Annotated in this window: 19 protein-coding genes; 13 read left to right on the plus strand and 6 right to left on the minus strand. The window is 67.7% G+C overall.

The window, feature by feature from the left end; genetic code table 11:
* Positions 1 to 199: 199 nt before the first annotated feature.
* A complete protein-coding gene (locus ABLE43_RS04330; protein WP_348977251.1) occupies positions 200 to 994 on the minus strand; it encodes a M15 family metallopeptidase in 795 nt (264 codons plus the stop codon).
* 58 nt (positions 995 to 1052) lie between these two features.
* On the opposite strand from ABLE43_RS04330, the gene ABLE43_RS04335 reads away from it, so the two are divergent.
* From ABLE43_RS04335 to ABLE43_RS04355, 5 genes are all read left to right on the plus strand, one after another.
* Entirely contained in the window at positions 1053 to 1703 is a 651-nt protein-coding gene (locus ABLE43_RS04335) for an RluA family pseudouridine synthase (RefSeq protein WP_348977252.1), read from the plus strand.
* Positions 1704 to 2129, plus strand: coding sequence for an alternative ribosome rescue aminoacyl-tRNA hydrolase ArfB (gene arfB / locus ABLE43_RS04340; protein ID WP_348977253.1), 426 nt, complete (start codon positions 1704 to 1706; stop codon positions 2127 to 2129). It begins immediately after the preceding gene.
* A gap of 67 nt (positions 2130 to 2196) precedes the next feature.
* Entirely contained in the window at positions 2197 to 2766 is a 570-nt protein-coding gene (locus tag ABLE43_RS04345) for a hypothetical protein (RefSeq protein WP_348977254.1), read from the plus strand.
* Between the two features lie 52 nt (positions 2767 to 2818).
* Entirely contained in the window at positions 2819 to 3301 is a 483-nt protein-coding gene (locus tag ABLE43_RS04350) for a GAF domain-containing protein (protein WP_348977255.1), read from the plus strand.
* 121 nt (positions 3302 to 3422) lie between these two features.
* The gene (locus ABLE43_RS04355; protein ID WP_348977256.1) at positions 3423 to 4136 is read left to right on the plus strand and encodes an RcnB family protein; all 714 of its coding nucleotides are present in this window, start codon (positions 3423 to 3425) and stop codon (positions 4134 to 4136) included.
* A 31-nt stretch (positions 4137 to 4167) separates the two neighbouring features.
* Here ABLE43_RS04355 and ABLE43_RS04360 read toward each other — a convergent pair whose 3' ends face one another.
* The gene (locus ABLE43_RS04360) at positions 4168 to 5469 is read right to left on the minus strand and encodes a M20/M25/M40 family metallo-hydrolase (RefSeq protein ID WP_348977463.1); all 1302 of its coding nucleotides are present in this window, start codon (positions 5467 to 5469) and stop codon (positions 4168 to 4170) included.
* Between the two features lie 408 nt (positions 5470 to 5877).
* Entirely contained in the window at positions 5878 to 6333 is a 456-nt protein-coding gene (locus ABLE43_RS04365) for a universal stress protein (protein WP_348977257.1), read from the minus strand.
* A 127-nt stretch (positions 6334 to 6460) separates the two neighbouring features.
* On the opposite strand from ABLE43_RS04365, the gene ABLE43_RS04370 reads away from it, so the two are divergent.
* The 5 genes from ABLE43_RS04370 (at position 6461) to ABLE43_RS04390 (ending at position 11350) form a co-directional block, all read left to right on the plus strand.
* Complete coding sequence (locus ABLE43_RS04370) at positions 6461 to 7819, plus strand: pyruvate dehydrogenase complex dihydrolipoamide acetyltransferase (RefSeq protein WP_348977258.1); 1359 nt, start codon at positions 6461 to 6463, stop codon at positions 7817 to 7819.
* On the plus strand, positions 7820 to 8038 hold the full coding sequence (locus tag ABLE43_RS04375; RefSeq protein WP_348977259.1) for a hypothetical protein: 219 nt from the start codon (positions 7820 to 7822) through the stop codon (positions 8036 to 8038).
* Positions 8028 to 8420: an acyl-CoA thioesterase gene (locus ABLE43_RS04380; RefSeq protein ID WP_348977260.1), complete on the plus strand. Its 393-nt coding sequence runs from the start codon at positions 8028 to 8030 to the stop codon at positions 8418 to 8420. The genes ABLE43_RS04375 and ABLE43_RS04380 overlap by 11 nt, the downstream gene beginning before the upstream one ends.
* A 72-nt stretch (positions 8421 to 8492) precedes the next feature.
* Positions 8493 to 9905: a dihydrolipoyl dehydrogenase gene (lpdA, locus tag ABLE43_RS04385; protein ID WP_348977261.1), complete on the plus strand. Its 1413-nt coding sequence runs from the start codon at positions 8493 to 8495 to the stop codon at positions 9903 to 9905.
* Positions 9906 to 9970: 65 nt separating this feature from the next.
* A complete protein-coding gene (locus ABLE43_RS04390; protein ID WP_348977262.1) occupies positions 9971 to 11350 on the plus strand; it encodes a porin in 1380 nt (459 codons plus the stop codon).
* A gap of 471 nt (positions 11351 to 11821) precedes the next feature.
* Here ABLE43_RS04390 and ABLE43_RS04395 read toward each other — a convergent pair whose 3' ends face one another.
* From ABLE43_RS04395 to ABLE43_RS04405, 3 genes are all read right to left on the minus strand, one after another.
* Positions 11822 to 13273 carry an AMP nucleosidase gene (locus tag ABLE43_RS04395; RefSeq protein ID WP_348977263.1) on the minus strand — a complete coding sequence of 484 codons (1452 nt, stop codon included), beginning with the start codon at positions 13271 to 13273 and terminating at the stop codon, positions 11822 to 11824.
* A 75-nt stretch (positions 13274 to 13348) separates the two neighbouring features.
* Positions 13349 to 13660: a hypothetical protein gene (locus ABLE43_RS04400; RefSeq protein ID WP_348977264.1), complete on the minus strand. Its 312-nt coding sequence runs from the start codon at positions 13658 to 13660 to the stop codon at positions 13349 to 13351.
* Positions 13661 to 13739: 79 nt separating this feature from the next.
* Complete coding sequence (locus ABLE43_RS04405; protein WP_348977265.1) at positions 13740 to 14222, minus strand: peroxiredoxin; 483 nt, start codon at positions 14220 to 14222, stop codon at positions 13740 to 13742.
* Positions 14223 to 14332: 110 nt separating this feature from the next.
* Here ABLE43_RS04405 and ABLE43_RS04410 point away from each other — a divergent pair, with 110 nt between their 5' ends.
* The 3 genes from ABLE43_RS04410 to ABLE43_RS04420 all read left to right on the plus strand — a co-directional run bounded on the left by ABLE43_RS04410 (position 14333) and on the right by ABLE43_RS04420 (position 19729).
* A complete protein-coding gene (locus ABLE43_RS04410; RefSeq protein WP_348977266.1) occupies positions 14333 to 14893 on the plus strand; it encodes a YqgE/AlgH family protein in 561 nt (186 codons plus the stop codon).
* A gap of 107 nt (positions 14894 to 15000) precedes the next feature.
* Positions 15001 to 16410 (plus strand): adenosylhomocysteinase, encoded by a 1410-nt coding sequence (gene ahcY, locus ABLE43_RS04415; RefSeq protein WP_348977267.1) that lies wholly within the window; start codon positions 15001 to 15003, stop codon positions 16408 to 16410.
* A 172-nt stretch (positions 16411 to 16582) separates the two neighbouring features.
* Complete coding sequence (locus ABLE43_RS04420) at positions 16583 to 19729, plus strand: TonB-dependent receptor domain-containing protein (protein WP_348977268.1); 3147 nt, start codon at positions 16583 to 16585, stop codon at positions 19727 to 19729.
* Positions 19730 to 19744 lie beyond the last annotated feature (15 nt).

The raw sequence follows: 19744 nt of genomic DNA on the forward strand, positions 1-19744 counted from the left end.
AACACAATGCGATGACCGCAACCATATGGAAATATTTCGTTACAAAGGTATATTGCTCATCGATAAGCCTTAGCAATATGCCCGTAATCTTCGAGTAACGGAAATACTTCGTTACAATAAGTGCATATTGTTGGGGTCGCGGAGATATTCGATTGCGGCGCCGTCACCTGTCGATCGTTTCTTTATCGTAACGCTCCGATCAAGGAACGGCGGGACCGGCGGGAAAGCGCGCCCGCGCGTCGGCGAACAGCGCCCGCGGAACGGCCGCGCCCGGCGCCTCGGGCGTGGTCCCGACCCAGCGCCAGTGCCACGGCTCCCATTTCACCTGCTGCCGGTTGCCCGCGGGAAACGACATCTCGAAGCCGAAGCGCGGCGCATTGGCGCGCAGCCAGCGTCCCGCCGGGGTGGCGGCGAAACATGCCTCCGCATCGCACGCGCGCGACGTGCTGGTCCCGAAGTCGATGACATAGCCGGTGGCATGTTCGCTGTGCCCCGGCGGCGCGGATGCCCAGGCGCGCTCGGCGAAACTGCCCGATCCGTCGGCGCCGATGCCGCCGCAGAAGGTCTGGCGCTGCAACGCTTCCGACCGGTGGCACGACACCGCGCGCAGCGTACCCGCGACAGCGGGATCGCCGTTCGCCGCCGCCAGCATCCGTTCGAGGTCGCCGAGCATCGCCGGATGCACCCGGCATGATCCGCCGAGTGCCGCCGGAGCGGGCACCAGCGCCGTCGCAGGGGTATCGACATAGCGGAAATGGTTGAACAGCCGCCCGTCGAGGCCCGGCCGCACCATGCCCCGACCGCACAGCGCGACCGGCGCGGGCGGCGGCGGCGCGAACACGACCGGCGGCGCGACGGGGGAGGCGGTGGCCTGCGGCACCGGCGTCGCGACCGGTGCGGGCGGCGGTGCCGCGACCGGCGCGCAGGCGGCGGCGAACAGCGACAGGCAGGCGGGGGCGGGAATCGGTCGGCGCACGAACGTCTCCGGTTGCATCCTCTCGTCCTTGCGCTGCGCACTGGCATGGCGGGCGCAAGGATGGCAAGGGAGGGGAATGCTTGACGACCTGGTACTGTTCATCGACGGCGAGGCGATCGTCCTCGACAAGCCCGCCGGCCTTCCGGTCGATCCGCCCCGCGACGGATCGCCGAGCATCGTCGCGCGCGCCGACGAACTGCGCTTCACCTTCCAGCGCGAGCCGACGCCGGTCCACCGGCTGGACCGCGACACCAGCGGCTGCCTGTTGCTCGCGCGCAATCCCAAGGCGCATGCCCGGTTCCAGCAGGCGTTCGAGCAGGGGCGGGTGACGAAGCGCTATCTGGCGATCCTCGACGGCGTGCCCGATGCGGAATCGGGCGAGATCGACCTGCCGCTCGCCAAGGTCAGCACCGCCGAGGCCGGATGGCGGATGGTCGGCGATCGCCGTGGCAAGGCGGCGCGCACCAACTGGCGGCTGCTGCGGGTGGTGGACGGACGCGCGCTGGTCGCGCTGTTCCCGGAGACGGGGCGGACCCACCAGATCCGCGTGCACATGGCCGAGGGGCTGGGGTGCCCGGTGGCGGGCGATCCGGTCTATGGTCGCGGGGGCAAGGGCATGCTGCTCCACGCTGCCGGACTGATGGTGCCGCGCGACAACAAGCCCGCGATCGACGTGACCGCGCCGTGGCCCCGGAGCTTCGCCGCCGCCGGTTTCGACGAGGGATAGGTGCCGCGCATCCCGATCACCCGGTCGATTTCGATCGATAGCGGCGAACTGGTCGAAAGTTTCACCCGCGCCTCCGGCCCCGGGGGGCAGCATGTCAACACGACCGACAGCGCGGTGCTGCTGCGCTTCGACGTGACGGCCTCGCCGGGGCTGCCCGATGCGGTGAAGGCGCGCCTTGCGGTGCTTGCCGGATCGCGGCTGACGAAGGACGGCGTACTGACGCTGCGCGCCGACGCCTCGCGCTCGCAGGAGATGAACCGGCGCGAGGTGCGCGAACGGCTGTTCGACCTGATCCGCGAGGCGACGATCGTGCCCAAGAAACGCCGCGCGACCAAGCCGACCAAGGCGTCGCAGGTGCGGCGGGTGGATGCGAAGAAGGGCCGGTCGCAGGTGAAGGCGGGGCGGGGAAGGGTGCGGGTGGATTGACGATAGATGGAACGGCGTCGCACGGTCGTCCCTTTCACATCGGTCCGGGGCGGGATATGCTCGGCCGATGTTCTTCAAGCGTCATCTGGAGCGGATGCGCTCGCTGTTCCTCGATCAGTTTGAGGCGGACGAGGGCAGCGTTGTTTTCCGCAAGAGCATGACGGGGCCACCGATCCGCGTCAGTGCGGCCGAGCGCGATGCGTTCGCGGCGGCGTTCGTGAACCGGGTGAAGCGTCTCATGTGGGCGCTGATGGTTGCCACGCTGTTGCTGTGCGTCGTGCCCGTCCTGGCCATGCCCGACGCCACGAACGACGAGCGCAACGTTATCGTGGCGGTCGGCCTGTCAGCCATCCTCACGGCCTGTCTCGGCTCCGGCTATTGGGCGTGGACCGCTCCCGCCCGGGCGCTGGCGCGACGCCCCGTGGCGGGGCCTGCCCGGACGAAGCGGGAGGTACGCGAGCGAGCGTTGGCGCAGGTGACGTACGGACAGCTGGCACTGGCGTTGCTTGTCGCGGCCATCGTCGCCGTGTCAGACGGGTTCAGCCTCTGGCGCGGGTTGCTCGGCGGCGTCGTTGCGGTCGGGGCGATGATCCAGGCTATCCGTAAATTGCGCCTCGAGCGCAGCGGCGATCGTTAAAACCCGACGAACCGGATTGGCCGCGCCGAAGCGTGCGCCTACATGCGCCCCCATGTACCAGTTCGACATTTCCGCCGCCGACAAGGCCGATCTCTACCGCGATCTGCTGTCCGCGCTCGATTCGCTGACCGCCGACGAGCCCGACCCGATCGCCAACATGGCCAATGCGTCGGCGCTGCTGATGCAGTATCTGCCCGATCTCAACTGGTCGGGCTTCTACCGGCTGGTCGCGGGCGAGCTGGTGCTGGGGCCGTTCCAGGGGAAGGCGGCCTGCATCCGCATCGCGCTGGGCAAGGGGGTGTGCGGCACCGCGGCGGCGACGCGAGAGACGCAGCTGGTGCCCGACGTACATGCCTTTGCCGGCCATATCGCCTGCGATGCCGACAGCCGGTCGGAACTGGTGGTGCCGATCGTCGTGCAGGGCGCGTTGATCGGCGTGCTCGATCTCGACAGCCCGGTCGCGGGCCGATTCGACGCGGGCGACGCGGCCGGATGCGAGGCGCTGATGCGCCTGCTGGGCCCGCGCATCGCCTGATTTCCGACGGCGTCGATACGTACGCAAATATTGTAAAAGGGAACCCGGGTGCTAGTAAGGTTTTGATAACCATGTTCGCGCGTGCGTCATGGCGCGCGACGATCAGGGAGTAGCCTGACCGATGCGTATATCGAACCTGGCGACTGCCGCCGCCTTGCTTGTCGCCGCAGTGCCTTTTTCCGCCGCCCATGCCCAGACCGCGAACGATGCCGCGCGGGCGCAGGCCGAAGTCGCGCGCCTGGGCGGTATGACGGACGGTCGCTGGGCGGCCGGTTCCGCCGCACCCGACAGCAGGGACGCCTATCGCACGCCGGTTCGCGGTACGGTGATGCCGCGCTACTGTATCGCTCCCAGCTTCTATATCCGGGACTGGTCGACCTATGGCCTGCCGACGCCGCAGGTCGGGAACGGCTGGTACCGTTATTACGACGTCGCCGTGCTGGTCGATCGCGAGGGGCGCGTGCTGGACTATCGTCGCGGCATCGACTGGAGCGGCCGCACCCCGCGCAGCTATCGCACCGGCACGCCGTTGCTGAGACCCGCGCAGACCGTGTCGCAGCGACGCTATTACAACGGTACCCGGCCGGTCATTCTGGCCGGAGCGTCGCCGCAGCCGATCGCCCCTGGCACGGCGGGGGGGCAGGCGACGCCGGTCGTGCTGACGCCCGGCACCAGCTACACGACGACGACGACCAGCTATGGTCCCGAAGGCGGCTATGTCGCCGACGGCTATTATTACCCGCCGCACACGGTGACGACGATCACGATCGATCCGCCGATCACCACCACGACCGACGAGGTCGTGACCTACACCGTCGAGGATGCGGCCGAGTAACCCCGACCGCCGGTGACGCGGCGTCGCGCCATCATCGCACGCCGCGCCCGGCGAAGGTGACGATGCTCTCCGCCCCCGATGCCGATAGTGCGGAGACGCCGACGAAATGGTCGTCGACGATCACGCCCTTCAGCACCGCCTCCGTGCCCGTGACATCGCGCGCGCCGGTCCAGTCCGGCGCGTCGTTGCGCCGCCAGCGCACGCGATAGGCTGCCGCGCCCGGCACCGTCGCCCAGCGCACCGTCGTATCGGTCGCCAGCGCGCCTTCGATCGAAGCGGTCTGGGGCGCGGCAGGTGCGGCGGCGAGCCGGGCGATGGTCGCGACGTTGAGCGCCGTCACCTTCGCCAGATAGGGAAAGTCCATCCGGTCGATCGTGTCGCCATAGACGCGCGCCCCGTCGCGGCGCAGATCCTGATGCTGCGCGTCGTAATTCTCGACGCCCACCGAGAAGCGGATCGCCGGATAGCCGAGCTTCAGGAACGGCTCGTGATCGCCGCCGCGCCCGAAGCGGTCGGGACGCCGGTCGAGGAACGCATCGAGCCCGCCGGGCAGGGTGGCGGCCACCGCGTCGACCGTCTTGGCGAGCGCGCGCGAGGGGCCGTCGTCCTCGCCGCCCGCCGCACGCCGCGCGATCTGCTGCTCGATCGTCTCGGATGCGCGGATGCCTTCGGAGAACACGCGCACCCGGTCGGCGACGCGGCGGCCGTCCTGCCCGATCGTGTTGCCGACGATGTCGTTGTTGAGCACCGCGCTGACCGTCCAGCCGCGTTCCCTCGCGGTGTCGGCCAGCAGCTGCGCGCCCCACAGCCCCTGTTCCTCGCCCGACAGCGCGGCATAGACGATGGTCGCGTCGAACTTCTCCTTCGACAGGATGCGCGCCGCCTCCAGCACCAGCGCCACGCCCGAGGCGTCGTCGTTCGCGCCGGGCGCGTCGCTGGTCGCGTCCATCACGTCGCTGACCCGGCTGTCGATATGGCCCATCACGATCACGACGCGCTTCGGATCGCGGCCCTGCTGGAACCCGAGCACGTCGACGATGTTGACCCCGTTCGGCGCGCGCGGGCCGCTGAAGCCGCGTGCGATGTTGGCGACGGTGATGCAGTTGCCGCAACCGGTGCCGATGCGGGTGAGTTCGTTCGCGAACCAGCGCCGCGCCGCGCCGATGCCGCGCGTCGGATGGTCCGGGTCGGACGCGGTGTGGCGGGTGCCGAACCCCACCAGCGTCGCGACGTCGGCGCGCAGCCGGGCGGGGGAGGGGGTGTCCCGCGCCGCGACCGGCGTGGCGAGCAGCAGGGCAAGGGCGGGGGCGGCAAGCGCGGTCTGGCGTAGCATGACGCGCACGATGCCGTGTCGTTCCGCCCGGCTCAACCCGTTTCAGCGGATACCCGTCGCGCGGCAAAACCCATCGCTCCGGTCTGATTATTGCAGAAATGGAATGTTTGGTTTCGTTTTTTGCAATTGCTAACGTTTGCGTCGCGGTGCACAACGACTGTGCCTTTCAGGCATCCTCTCCTAAAACTTTTCAGGGTCGGCTCCGCCGGCCCTTTTTTTTGTCTGCGTACCGCGCTAACGGGATTCGGCCAGCGCTGCGCTGAAATATAAGAGAGGACGCTGCCGGACATCCGGCGAACAGCAGCAGCCCGCGGGGGATCGAGCGCGAGGCACTGCGCGGCTCTCCCCCGCACGGCAACCCAGCTTTGCAGATGCGTCGAAGCAGCTGAACCCGACTTGAACGGCCGTTCAGCTCAGCCGGTCGATCGCCGCGCTGTCGAGGCTGCCGGGGATGATCATCACCGGTACCGGCAGCGCCCCCGCATCGGTGCCGGAAAAATGCGCGACCAGCGGTCCCGGCGCGCCCGTGGCGGCGGCGCCCAGCACCAGTGCGGCGATCTCGGGATTGGCGGCGATCATCTCGCGCACGATTCGCGGGCCGTCGCCGACGCGCACCGTCAGATTGGGTTGCAGGCCCGATTCGGCGATCAGCGTGCCCGCCGCCGCCTGCACCAGCGCCTCTGCGCGTTCCTTCGCCTCTTCCTCGATCGTCGCCTGCACCCCGCCCCAGGGAGCGAACTCCTGCGGCTCGACCAGCGACAGCACCTCGACCCCGCCGTTGGTCTTCACCGCACGCCTTGCGGCGAAGCGCAGCGCGACGGCGCTCTCGGGATGTTCGTCGACGACCACAAGATAGATACGCATCGCTCTCCCCTTCAGGAATTATTCATGCGCCGGACGCGGGGAACGGCGCAAGTCGGTGTGCGGGGCTTGACCCGGAGAGCCCCTGCGGCGAAGAGGCGCGACGAGCCTGAGAGGACCAATCTGCCCCATGCCGATCGAGATCAAGATGCCCGCCCTGTCCCCCACCATGGAAGAGGGGACGCTGGCCAAATGGCTGGTGAAGGAAGGCGATACCGTCAAGTCCGGCGACATCATGGCCGAGATCGAGACCGACAAGGCGACGATGGAGTTCGAGGCGGTCGACGAAGGCACGATCGGCAAGGTGCTGGTCGCCGAGGGTACCGATAATGTGAAGGTCGGCGCGGTCATCGCGATCCTGCTCGAGGAGGGCGAGGACGCCTCCGCGATCGGTTCGGCCCCGGCGAAGGCGGAGACGCCGGAGCCCGCCGACAGCCAGTTCAAGGGCAAGCCGGACGCGACTGATCCGAACAAGACCGGCAGCGAGGCGGCACCTGCTCCTGCCGGTGCGTCGGACCATGGCCGCCCCGCCGGGGCCGGTGCCGCCGCGTCCGACGGCGGTCGCGTGAAGGCCAGCCCGCTTGCCCGTCGCATCGCCGCCGACAAGGGCCTCGAACTTTCCGCGATCAGCGGCAGCGGCCCGAACGGCCGCATCGTCAAGGCCGATGTCGAGAGCGCGAAGCCCGGTGCGGCCCCCGCATCCAAGGCCGAAGCCGCCGCCCCTGCGCCGACCGCCGCCGCCGCACCTGCGCCCGCTGCCGAAGCGCCCAAGCCCGCCGCCGTCTGGTTCGACGATTCGATCCCGCACACGGTCGAGAAGCTGTCGAACATCCGCAAGACGATCGCACGCCGCCTGACCGAATCGAAGCAGCAGGTCCCGCACATCTATCTGACGGTCGATGTCCGTCTGGATGCGCTGCTCAAGCTGCGCGCAGACCTCAACAAGTCGCTCGACGCGCGCGGGGTCAAGCTGTCGGTCAACGACCTGCTCATCAAGGCGCTGGGCGTGGCGCTCGAATCGAGCCCCAAGTGCAACGTCACCTTCCTCGGCAACGAGATGGTGCAATATTCGCGCGCCGACGTGTCGGTCGCGGTGTCGACGCCGACCGGCCTCATCACCCCGATCATCCGCGACGCCGCGAACAAGGGCGTGGCCAAGATCAGCACCGAGATGAAGGACCTGGGCCGTCGCGCCAAGGAGAACAAGCTGAAGCCCGAGGAATATCAGGGCGGCACCGCCTCGCTCTCCAACATGGGCATGTTCGGCATCAAGCAGTTCGAGGCGGTCATCAACCCGCCGCAGGGCATGATCCTCGCGGTCGGCGCGGGCGAGAAGCGCCCGTACATCGTCGACGACGCGCTGGGCGTCGCGACCGTGATGACCGCGACCGGCAGCTTCGATCACCGCGCGATCGACGGTGCCGACGGTGCCGAGATGCTCAAGCTGTTCAAGGCGCTGGTGGAGTCGCCGCTCGGCCTGATCGCGTAAATGCGCGCGCGGCTGCTGACCGAGATCGTCCATGTCGTCGCGGGACTCGCGGCGGCATGGGCCATCGGGTCGCTGTCGGCATGGTCCTATCCGCTGGGGCGGCGCGATATCTGGACGGTGACATGGGTGGCGATGGCGGTCGTCGCGGTGCTGGGCGTCCGCCAGGTGCAGCGCGCGATGGCCGAGGAACGGGCGAAGGGGGCAGTCGATGATCGTTGAGGATGCGGTTTCCCCACCCCCCGGTCAGCCCGCGCTGCGCGTCACCGCCATGCCCGCCGACACCAACCCGTACGGCGACATCTTCGGCGGCTGGATCATGAGCCAGATGGACATGGCCGCGGGCCTCGTCGCGGCGCGTCATGCCCGGGGCCGCGCGGTGACGATCGCGGTCGACGCGATGCAGTTCCACGCCCCCGTCGCGGTGGGCGACGAGGTGTCGGTCTATACCGATATCGTCAAGGTCGGCCGCACCTCCATGACGATCGAGGTCGAGGCATGGCGTCGCGACCGCTTCGGCGAGGCGGTGAACCGGGTGACGCAGGCGCGCTTCGTGTTCGTCGCGATCGACGAGCATCGGCGCCCCCGCCCGATCGACGGATGAGTTCGCGGGGATGGCCCCCGCACCACGACAACGGCTGCTCGACCGGGCAGCATCGAGCAAGAAGGCAAAGTGATGGCTGAATCCTACGATCTCATCGTGCTCGGCTCCGGCCCCGGCGGCTATGTCGCGGCGATCCGCGCGAGCCAGCTCGGCCTCAAGGTCGCGATCGTCGAGCGCGAGCGGCTGGGCGGCATCTGCCTCAACTGGGGCTGCATCCCGACCAAGGCGCTGCTCCGCTCGGCCGAAATCTATCACTATATGATGCACGCCGCGCAATACGGCCTGTCGACCGAGAAGCCGTCGTTCGATCTCGCCAAGGTGGTCGATCGCAGCCGCAAGGTGGCGGGCCAGCTGAACGCGGGCGTCAAGGGCCTGATGAAGAAGAACAAGGTCGCCGTCCATGAGGGCGTCGGCACGATCACCGCCAAGGGCAGGCTGTCGGTCAAGCAGGGCGACAAGACTACCGAGCTGGAAGCCAGGCACATCATCATCGCCACCGGCGCCCGCGCCCGCGACCTGCCTTTCGCCAAGGCGGACGGGGCCAAGATCTGGACCTATCGCCACGCGATGGTGCCGCCCGAGATGCCGACCAAGCTGCTGGTCATCGGATCGGGCGCGATCGGCGTCGAATTCGCCAGCTTCTACAACGACATGGGCGCCGACGTGACCATCGTCGAGATGCTCGACCGGATCATGCCGGTCGAGGATGCCGAAGTCAGCGAGTTCATGACCAAGGCGCTGACCAAGCAGGGCATGACCATCCGCACCAAGTCGGGCCTCGAGAAGCTTGAAGCGACCGCGTCGGGCGTCAAGGCCGCGATCAAGGGGCCGGACGGCAAGGTCGAGCAGGCCGAATTCAGCCATGCGATCGTCGCGATCGGCATCGTGCCCAATACCGAGAACATCGGGCTGGAAGCGCTGAAGATCGAAACCGAGCGCGGCCACATCAAGACCGACGGATACGGCAAGACCAATGTCGAGGGCATCTGGGCGATCGGCGACGTGACCGGCGCGCCGTGGCTGGCGCACAAGGCGAGCCACGAGGGCGTGATCGCCGCCGAGGCCATCGCCAGGGCGCTGGGCAACAAGGACGTGCACCCGCACGCGATGGACAAGAACAACATTCCCGGCTGCACCTATGCCCGCCCGCAGGTGGCGAGCGTCGGCTTCACCGAGGCGAAGGCCAAGGAAGCGGGCTATAGCGTCAAGGTCGGCAAGTTCCCGTTCATCGGCAACGGCAAGGCGATCGCGCTGGGCGAGGCGGAAGGCTTCGTCAAGACGGTGTTCGACGCGAAGACCGGCGAGCTGCTCGGCGCGCACATGGTCGGCGCGGAAGTGACCGAGATGATCCAGGGCTATGTCATCGCCCGCCAGCTCGAAACGACCGAACAGGAACTGACCGAGACGGTGTTCGCGCACCCGACCATCTCGGAATCGATGCACGAATCGGTGCTCGGCGCCTATGGCCGCGCGCTGCACATCTGACCGTCACCGAACCGTCACAATGACCGCTTGACCCGCGCCATCGCCCCCCGGCATGGCGCGGGCCCATGCAGCACCTGTTCCCGGCGACGCTCGCCGTCTCCATCCTCGCCGCGTCTCCTGCGCCTGCGCAGACGGTGCAGGACCTCCAGCGCCAGATCGACGAGCTGAAGGCGGTCATCGCCGAGATGAAGGCCGAACGGGCGCAGGTCGCCGCCCCCGCGCCGGTCGCGGCGGCGCCGACCAGCCCGCCGCCCGCGCCCGAACGCCTCGCCGCCGCGCCCGTGCCGAAGCGCAAGCCGTGGTATGAACGGATCACGCTGCGCGGCTATACCCAGTTGCGGCTGAACGAGATCCTGTCGGGCGATCGGACCGCGCCGGACGGCGTCGCCCGGCTGCGATCGGTGCATGACGGCGGGATCGGCGACAACACCGGCTTTACCTTCCGCCGCATCCGGCTGGTCTTGCAGGGCGACCTGAACGACCGCGTGTCCTTCTATCTCCAGCCCGATTTCGCGCAGAATGTCGCCAACCAGTCGGTCGGCGAGCGGCGCGAGGGCTTCCTGCAACTGCGCGATGCCTATGCCGACGTGTTCCTCGACGCCGACAAGCGCGTCCGGCTGCGTTTCGGCCAGTCGAAGATTCCCTATGGCTGGGAGGATCTGCAATCCTCGGGCAACCGGCTGACGCTGGACCGCGCGGATGCGATCAACAGCGCGGTGCCGAGCGAGCGCGATATCGGCGTCGTCGCCTATTACACCCCGGCGGCCACGCAGGCGATCTGGGACCGGCTGGGCAAGGAGGGGCAGAAGCTGTTCGGCAATTACGGCGCGTTCGGCCTAGGCGTCTTCAACGGGCAAGGGGTCAACCGCGAGGAGAGCAACGACGCGGTGATGGTGACGGCGATGGCGACATGGCCGTTCGCGCTCGACGGGCTGGGCGGTGCGTTTGCGGGGCAGGTGCTGGAGGTCGGCGGCTCGGCGCTGCACAACCGGGTCCAGCCCGAGCTGCGCGGCGGCGGGGTGAGCGCGGTGCCGTTCACCGAGGAACGCATCGCGCTGCACGCCATCCTCTATCCGCAGCCGTTCGGCTTGCAGGCGGAATGGAACTGGGGGCGCGGGCCGGAATATGACCGGGCGCTGCGGCGGATCGTCGATCGTCGCCTGAGCGGCGGCTATGTCCAGGCGATGGCGCGGGTGGCGCGCTCGCCGCTGGGGCCGTTCATGCCCTATGCCCGCTGGCAGCGATACGAAGGCGGGTGGAAGGCGGCGCTCAACGCCCCGCCGCTCGATACCGAAGAGGTCGAGCTGGGCATCGAGTTCCATCCGTGGGAACCGATCGAGCTGACCATCGCCTATGCCGAGATGGAGCGGGCGGAGGCGGACGAGCGGCGGATCGGGCGCGCGGAAGGCAGCCTGCTGCGCACGCAGTTGCAGTGGAATTATTAGAGCGTGATGACGTGATGTTGACCCGTCGTGATTGTCCTGAGCCGTTCGTCGGCGAGGAGCGGCGCGCAGCGCGGGCTGGTAGCCCGTGCAAGCGGCGCGACGACGTCCGGCGGGCGGCTCAGGACAACCGCTGCGCGGCGGGCGGAATGTCGTCCGTGGCGTCGTCGCTCGTCCGTCACGGGGGCAAGGCCCCGTTCCTTCCTCGCTCCTGTCCACGAACGACATTCCGCTCCGTCACGACGGGTCAACATCACGTCATCACGCGCTAGGCGGCGTCTGCGTTCGTCCCGAGCGGTGTCGAGGTTTGTGCGGCAAGGGTAGCCCAAGGTGTCTCGACTGCGCTCGACACGAACGGATCGGGATTTGCCCCTTCGCGCGATCGACCGTTCGTCCCGAGCATCGTCGCGGGACGGGCCGCGAACACGGCGCGTGGTGGCCCGATGATGTCCGACCCGAAAGCCGGGGGAGTACCTACCGGAACGGCGGTTCGTTGAACGCGCGCAGCTTGCGGCTGTGGAGGCGCGCGCCTTCCAGCCGCAGCTGCTCGCACGCCTCGATGCCGATGCGCATATGCTCGTTGATGGCGCGTTCGTAGAAGCGGTTGGCCTGTCCCGGCAGCTTCAGTTCGCCGTGCAGCGGCTTGTCCGATACGCACAGCAACGTGCCGTAGGGGACGCGGAAGCGATATCCCTGCGCCGCGATCGTCGCCGATTCCATGTCGATGCCGACCGCGCGGCTGAGCGAGAAGCGCAGTGCCGAGCGGCTGAAGCGCAATTCCCAGTTGCGGTCGTCGGTGGTGACGATCGTACCGGTGCGCAGCCGCTTCTTGAGTTCGTCGCCCGACTGGCCCGACACGATCTCCGCCGCGCGGGCCATCGCGACCTGCACCTCGGCGATGGCGGGCACCGGGATTTCCGGGGGCAGCACGTCGTCGAGCACATGGTCGTCGCGCAGATAGGCATGGGCCAGCACATAGTCGCCGATCCGCTGGCTGGGGCGCAGGCCGCCGCAATGGCCGATCATCAGCCACGCCTCGGGCCGCATCACCGCGAGGTGATCGCAGATCGTCTTGGCGTTCGACGGGCCGACGCCGATGTTGACCAGCGTGACGCCGGTGCCGTCGGGCGCGACGAGGTGATAGGCGGGCATCTGGTGCCGCCGCCACGCGCTGTCGCTGACCATGCGTTCGGCATCGTCGCCCGCGGTCGCCAGCACCCCGCCCGCCCCCGACAGCGCGGTGTAGCGGCTGGGTGTGCCGTCCGCGCCGGGCTTCAGCTGCTCGCCCGCCCAGCGGACGAATTCGTCGACGTAGCGGTGGTAGTTGGTGAACAGGACGTACTGCTGGATGTGTTCGGGCGGGGTGCCGGTATAGTGGCGCAGCCGCGCGAGCGAGAAATCGGTGCGCAACCCGTCGAACAGCGCCAGCGGGCGGCTGTCGTCATGCGCGGCCCACAGCCCGTCGGCGATCTCGTCGCCGATATGCGCCAGTTCGGTCGCGGGGAAATAGCGCGCCAGTTCCGCCGCCGACACCGTGTCGAGGCTGAGCGCATGGCCCGCGTCGAGCACATAGGGGAAGGGGATTTCCTGCCGCCCCTGCACCGCCTCGACGATCACGTCGTGGGTGGCGATCAGCAGGTCGAGCTGTTCGGTCAGATAGGCGGCGAACATCGCGGGCTTGGTCACGCTGATGCGATAGTCGCCGGGCGTGGTGAGGCGGCCATAGGCGCGCGACGGCATCGGACGATCACTGCCGCCGCGATAGCTCAGGCGGATTTCGGGATAGGCGAACGACCCGTCGATCCGCGCCGAGGAAGGCGGGGGCGTGCCGTCGGTTAGATAGCGGTCGAGTGCGGTGCGCAGCCGGGTGACGGATGCGGTGTAGAGCCGATCGAGTTCGGCGACGATCTGGGAAGCCTGCGTCATCGACCATGGCTTAGCGGGCCGTCGGGACAAGGCAACCCCCGGCGCATGATCCCATGCGCCGGGGAGCAATCGTTGTCAGTCCGCCGAGGGCGCGACCTCGGGCAGCGTGTCGACCGCATCGGCCTCGCGCTTCTTCTCGATCAGCCTGGACGCGCCGAATGCGGCTCCGGCGATCGCGGCGGCGGCTCCGGCGACGATCGCGGCGGTGGCGCCGGGGTGTGCCTTGACCGTCTCGGCGGTCGACTTGGCGGCTTCCGCCACCGCGTCGCGCGACCGGGCGGCTGCGTCGCTGACCGTTTCCCTGGTGGTGGCGAAGGCCGCCGAGGCCTTTTCGCCCAGCGACTTCTCGGTCGGGGTCAGCGGATCATTGGGGGGAACCTTGGTCATATGCGCTCCTTCCGGTTCGATATGGTTACGTAACCGTTCCGTAACTCGGTCCGTCGCGGACGGTTCCCCCGCGGCGCGATCACAGGTCGGCGAGCAGGTTCTCCGCCGAGCTGACCTCGAACGCGCCGGGCTGTTCGACGTGCAGCGCCCGTACCACGCCGTCGTCGACCAGCATCGCATAGCGTTTCGAGCGCAAGCCCATGCCGAACGCCGAGGCGTCGCTGTCGAGGCCCAATGCGCGGGCGAAGTCGCCGTTGCCGTCGGCCAGCATCGTCACCTTGTCGCCCACGTCGTTCGCCTTTGCCCAGGCGGAGAGGACGAAGGCGTCGTTGACGGCGGTACAGGCCACCTCGTCCACGCCCTTCGCGCGGAACGCCGCCGCCCGTTCGACGAAGCCGGGCAGGTGGCGCGCCGAGCAGGTCGGGGTGAAGGCGCCGGGCACCGCGAACAGCGCGACCTTGCGCCCGGCGAAATAATCGTCGGTCGAAACCTGGTCGGGGCCGTCGGACGTCACCTTGACGAGCTTGGCGGAGGGCAGGCGGTCGCCGGTCTGGATGGTCATGCTGGTATCTCCGGGCACGAAAAATATGCCGCTGCCGCGAGGGTGGGTGGCGGGCAGGTGCTTTTCAACCATGGCGTCGCGCCGCTTGCGCGATTAGCGTCCGCCGGACCATGGACCAGACGCGATTCCTGACGGGTGACATATTGCTGGCGATGCCCGGTATCGGCGACCGGCGCTTCGACCATGCGGCCATCGCCATGTGCAGCCATGACGAGGGCGGCGCGATGGGCGTCGGCATCGGCGAGACGATCGACGGGCTGACGCTGCACAGCCTGCTCGAACAGCTCGACATCGCGCCCGGCGTCGCGCCCGACGTGGCGGTGCATCTGGGCGGGCCGGTGGAGCCGAGGCGCGGGTTCGTGCTGCACGACGCCGACTGGGGCGGGCAGGACACGATCGATGTGGCGGGCCGCTGGGCGCTGTCGGGATCGATCGACGTGCTGCGCGCGATCGCGGAGGGCAGCGGGCCGCGCCGCTTCCTGATCGCGCTCGGCTATGCCGGATGGGGCGAGGGGCAACTGGAGGCCGAACTGTCGCGCCACGGCTGGCTGAACGTCGCGGGCGACGGCGGCCTGCTGTTCGACGTGCCGACGCCGGAGCGGTGGCGGCGCGGCTTCGCCCGCGCAGGGATCGATCCGAAGCTGCTGTCGCCCGGCGCAGGTACTGCCTGAACGCGATATAAAGAAGTCTTTATATTGGGGTTTGCGTTTCTCCGTGCGGCTGGGTAGAGGGCCGCATCCGCCATGGGCGTGCCCCATGGCCCCATGCAGGAGTTCCCATGGCCACCGCCATCGCTGACAAGCCGACCGACTACGTCATCAAGGACATCGGCCTCGCCGATTTCGGTCGCAAGGAAATCGAGATCGCCGAAACCGAGATGCCGGGCCTGATGGCGCTGCGCAGCGAGTTCGGCGCGTCGCAGCCGCTCAAGGGCGCACGCATCACCGGGTCGCTGCACATGACGATCCAGACCGCGGTGCTGATCGAGACGCTGGTAGCGCTCGGCGCGGATGTCCGCTGGGCGACCTGCAACATCTTCTCGACGCAGGACCATGCCGCCGCCGCGATCGCCGCCAAGGGCATTCCGGTGTTCGCGATCAAGGGCGAGAGCCTCGCGGACTATTGGGACTATGTCGGCGACATCTTCAACTGGGGCGAGCAGACCGCCAACATCATCCTCGACGACGGCGGCGACGCCACGATGTTCGCCCTGTGGGGCGCGAAGATCGAGGCGGGCGCGACCCTGCCAGAGCCCGAGAACGAGGAAGAGGTCGAGTTCCAGCGCGCGCTCAAGGCGTTCGTCGCCAAGCGTCCGGGCTATCTGACCGAGACGGTCAAGAACCTGAAGGGCGTGTCGGAAGAGACGACCACGGGCGTCCACCGCCTCTACGAGATCGCGAAGAAGGGCGAATTGCCCTTCCCGGCGATCAACGTGAATGATTCGGTCACGAAGTCCAAGTTCGACAACCTCTACGGCTGCAAGGAATCGCTGGTCGACGCGATCCGCCGCGCGACCGACGTCATGCTGGCGGGCAAGGTCGCGTGCGTCGCGGGCTTCGGCGACGTCGGCAAGGGCTCGGCCCAGTCGCTCCGTAACGGCGGCGCGCGCGTGATGGTCACGGAGATCGACCCGATCTGCGCGCTCCAGGCGGCGATGGAAGGGTTCGAGGTCGTGACGATGGAAGAGGCGGTCGAGCGCGCCGACATCTTCTGCACCGCGACCGGCAACGCCGACGTCATCACCGCCGAGCATATGGCGAAGATGAAGCCGATGAGCATCGTGTGCAACATCGGCCATTTCGACAGCGAGATCCAGATCGCCGCGCTCAGCAACTATGAGTGGGACGAAGTGAAGCCGGGCACCGATCTGGTGAAGTTCCCCGACGGCAAGCAGATCATCGTGCTGGCCAAGGGCCGCCTCGTGAACCTCGGCTGTGCCACCGGCCACCCGTCGTTCGTGATGTCGTCGTCGTTCACCAACCAGGTGCTGGCGCAGATCGAACTGTGGACCAGGGGCGAGAACTACAAGAACGAAGTCTACGTCCTGCCCAAGCACCTCGACGAGAAGGTCGCGGCGCTGCACCTCGAAAAGCTGGGCGTGAAGCTCTCGAAGCTGACGCCGAAGCAGGCGAACTATATCGGCGTGCCGGTCGACGGGCCGTTCAAGCCGGATCATTACCGCTACTGATCCTGCTGTAAGCATTCTATTTTTCCAGACCCCGCCGGTATTTGCCGGCGGGGTTTGTCGTGTTGCCGCAATGTCACAGCCGCCGGAATTATCGCGGTGTGATCTTGCAGGGAATTGCGACGCCCCCCGGTGCCACGCTTGTATACGGTTACGCGCTAAACGGGGGTTTCGCATGATGAGGAAAATTTCGGGTCGATCCGTGTCGGTCGTCGCGCTGGCGATCGCCTGTGTTCCGTCCACGGCCATGGCACAGGCCGCGACGACGGCCACGCAGGACGAGACGGCAGTGCCGCAGGACTCGCCGGAGACGACCACCACCACGACGACGACGACGACCACCACCACCAGCGACGATACGATCGTCGTCACCGGATCGCGCATCGCGCGCCCCAATTTCGATTCGATCGAACCGGCGGTCGTCGTCAGTTCCGAACAGATCGAACAGCGCGGTTTCGAGACGCTGGGGCAGGCGCTGAACGAGCTTCCCGCCTTCGGCGTGCCGGGGTCGAGCCCGGTCGGCGGGCAGTCGAGCTTCGGTCCGGGGCAGAGCTTCGTCAACTTCCTCGGCCTCGGCTCGGAACGCACGCTGACGCTGGTCAACGGACGCCGGTTCGTCGGGTCGAACACCGCGTCGATCTTCGGTCCGACCGGGCAGGGCGGCAACCAGGTCGATCTGAACGTCATCCCGACCAAGCTGGTCGACCGGGTCGAGACGATCGTCATCGGCGGCGCGCCGATCTATGGCTCCGACGCGATCGCGGGCACGGTCAACGTCATCCTGAAGCGCGACTTCCAGGGATTCGAGCTCGACGGCCAGTACGGCATCTCCGAACGCGGCGACGCGGCGAACTATCGCTTCCGCGCGCTGGCGGGCCGGAGCTTCATCGACAACCGGCTGAACGTCACCGTCTCGGGCGAATACAACAAGGGCGAGGGGCTGTTGCAGACCGATCGCCCGGACATCGGCTTCACCCGCTTCTACGGGCGCCCCAACGACCGCAATTCGCCGTTCAGCAACGTCATCTTCGGTGATCGCCGCATCCCGACCATCTCCGAATTCGGCATTCCGCTGATCTTCGACTTCATTCCGGTCAGCAAGGGGCAGCAGGCGACGCTGCGCTTCCCGCAGGCGGGCTTCGTCGATGCGCAGGGCAATGCGCTGCGTTTCGATGCGTCGGGCAATCTGATCCCGATCGATTTCGGCCGGTCGTTCGGCCCGCTGAACGCGCAGGGCAATCCGCTGACGTTCAACATCAACGCGGACGGCGGCAACGGCTTCAGCCTCGTACCGCTCAACAACCTGCTGACCGATACCGAGCGCTACAACGCCAACATGCTGCTCAACTTCGAGCTGACCGACAATATCCGCCTGTTCGGCGAAGGCTGGTACAGCCGCAGCCAGGGCGTGAACCTGCGCGACCAGCCGGAATACAACAGCTATCTGTTCGGCTATGCGGGCGATCCGGCGGGCGCGATCATCCTGTCGACCAACAACCCGTTCCTGTCGCCGCAGGCGCGCAGCATCATCCAGGCGCAGGCGGACGGCGACACCTTCCTGCTCAACCGCGCCAATACCGACGTCACCACCGGTCGCTCGACCGGCAACGTCGAGATCCAGCGCTATGTCGCGGGGATCGACGGCAAGTTCAACTCGCCGTTCGGGCGCGAATGGACGTTCGAGATCGTCGGCAACTACGGCCGGTCGGAAACCAACGCGCGCACGCCGATGATCGTGACGCAGAATTTCCTCAACGCGGTGGATGCGGTGCGCGATTCCAGCGGCAACATCGTCTGCCGCCCCGGCGCGGTCAATTCGCCCGCCCCGACGATCAGCACCACCTGCGCCCCGCTGAACCTGTTCGGGCAGCAGACGTCGCAGGCCGCGCGCGACTATGTGACCGCGCTCGGCACGCCCAATTCGGTCAACAAGCAGCGGATCGTCACGGCGTCGGTCACCGGCCCGCTGTTCAAGCTGCCCGGCGGCGACCTGTCGTTCGCGCTCGGCTATGAACATCGCGAGGAAAGCCAGAGCTTCGATCCCGGCCCGGCCTATTCCGGCGCGCCCGATCCCGATCCGCGCACCGATGCCGACGGCGACGGCGATCCGACCAACGACCGCGTGCCCTATGGCCAGCTCGTCATCATCCAGCCGCTGAGCGGCAGCTACAACACCGACGAGGTGTTCGGCGAACTGCGCGCATCGCTGATCGGGCCGGACAACGATATCCCGTTCTTCCACTCGCTGGAAATCCAGGGTGCGGCGCGCTACGTCGATCATTCGATCGCGCAGGGCGACACGACGTGGACGGCGGGCGCCAGCTGGCAGCCGATCGCCGACATCACGGTCCGCGGCAACTATACCCGCGCGATCCGTTCGCCGTTCATCACCGAAGCGTTCAACCCGGCGTCCAGCTTCTTCGGCTTCGCGACCGATCCGTGCGACCAGTTCCAGCGCGATCAGGGGGCCAACGCCGCCACCCGCGCCAAGAATTGCGCGGCGGCGGGGATCCCCGCCAATTTCGACGCGCAGTCGGACGACGCCAGCTTCCTGCAGGCGGTGGCGGGCAACCGCAACCTGCGCAACGAGAAGTCGAAGGCGTTCACCGTCGGCACGGTGCTGCGCCCGCGCTTCGTGAAGGGCTTCACCGCCTCGGTCGATTATGTCGACATCGAGGTGAACGACGTCATCACCCAGCTCAGCTCCGACCAGATCGTCGCCAACTGCTATGATTCGCCGAGCTATCCGAACAGCCCGTTCTGTTCGCTGTTCCGCCGTGCGGCCGACAAGCAGCTGAGCTTCATCCAGACCGGCTACTTCAACGGCGCGGCGCTGAACTACAAGGGCATCCTGGCCTCGGTCGACTATCGCACCCCGGCCGAACTGCTCGGCGGCGACCGGACGATCGGGCTGAACGTCAGCTACCAGTATCTCGACACGCTGACCTCGACCTCCGAAGCGGGGGCCACCCCGTCGCAGACCGACAACGGAATCGGCTATCCCAAGCATTCGGCGGTCGGCACGCTGAGCTACAACGACGACTTCCTGAGCACCTATGTCCAGGTGAACTACACCGGGCCGGTGTCGATCGACCCCAATGCCACGGCGTTCTTCCGCACGCCGAACAAGCTGAACGACGTGGCGTTCGTGAACATGGGCGCGACGTTCCGTGTGCAGCCGAACTTCAGCTTGCGGCTGATCGTCGACAACGTGCTCGACCAGAAGCCGCCCTATCCCTCGCCCACCGGCGGCGGGACCGTGACCTACTTCCCCGGCGTGCTGGGGCGGTATTTCCGGGTCGGCGCCTCGGTCGGGTTCTGAGGCGGGCGTAGGGTC

Origin of the sequence: Sphingomonas silueang (genome assembly GCF_040049155.1) — a bacterium.
GTDB lineage: Bacteria > Pseudomonadota > Alphaproteobacteria > Sphingomonadales > Sphingomonadaceae > Sphingomonas > Sphingomonas silueang.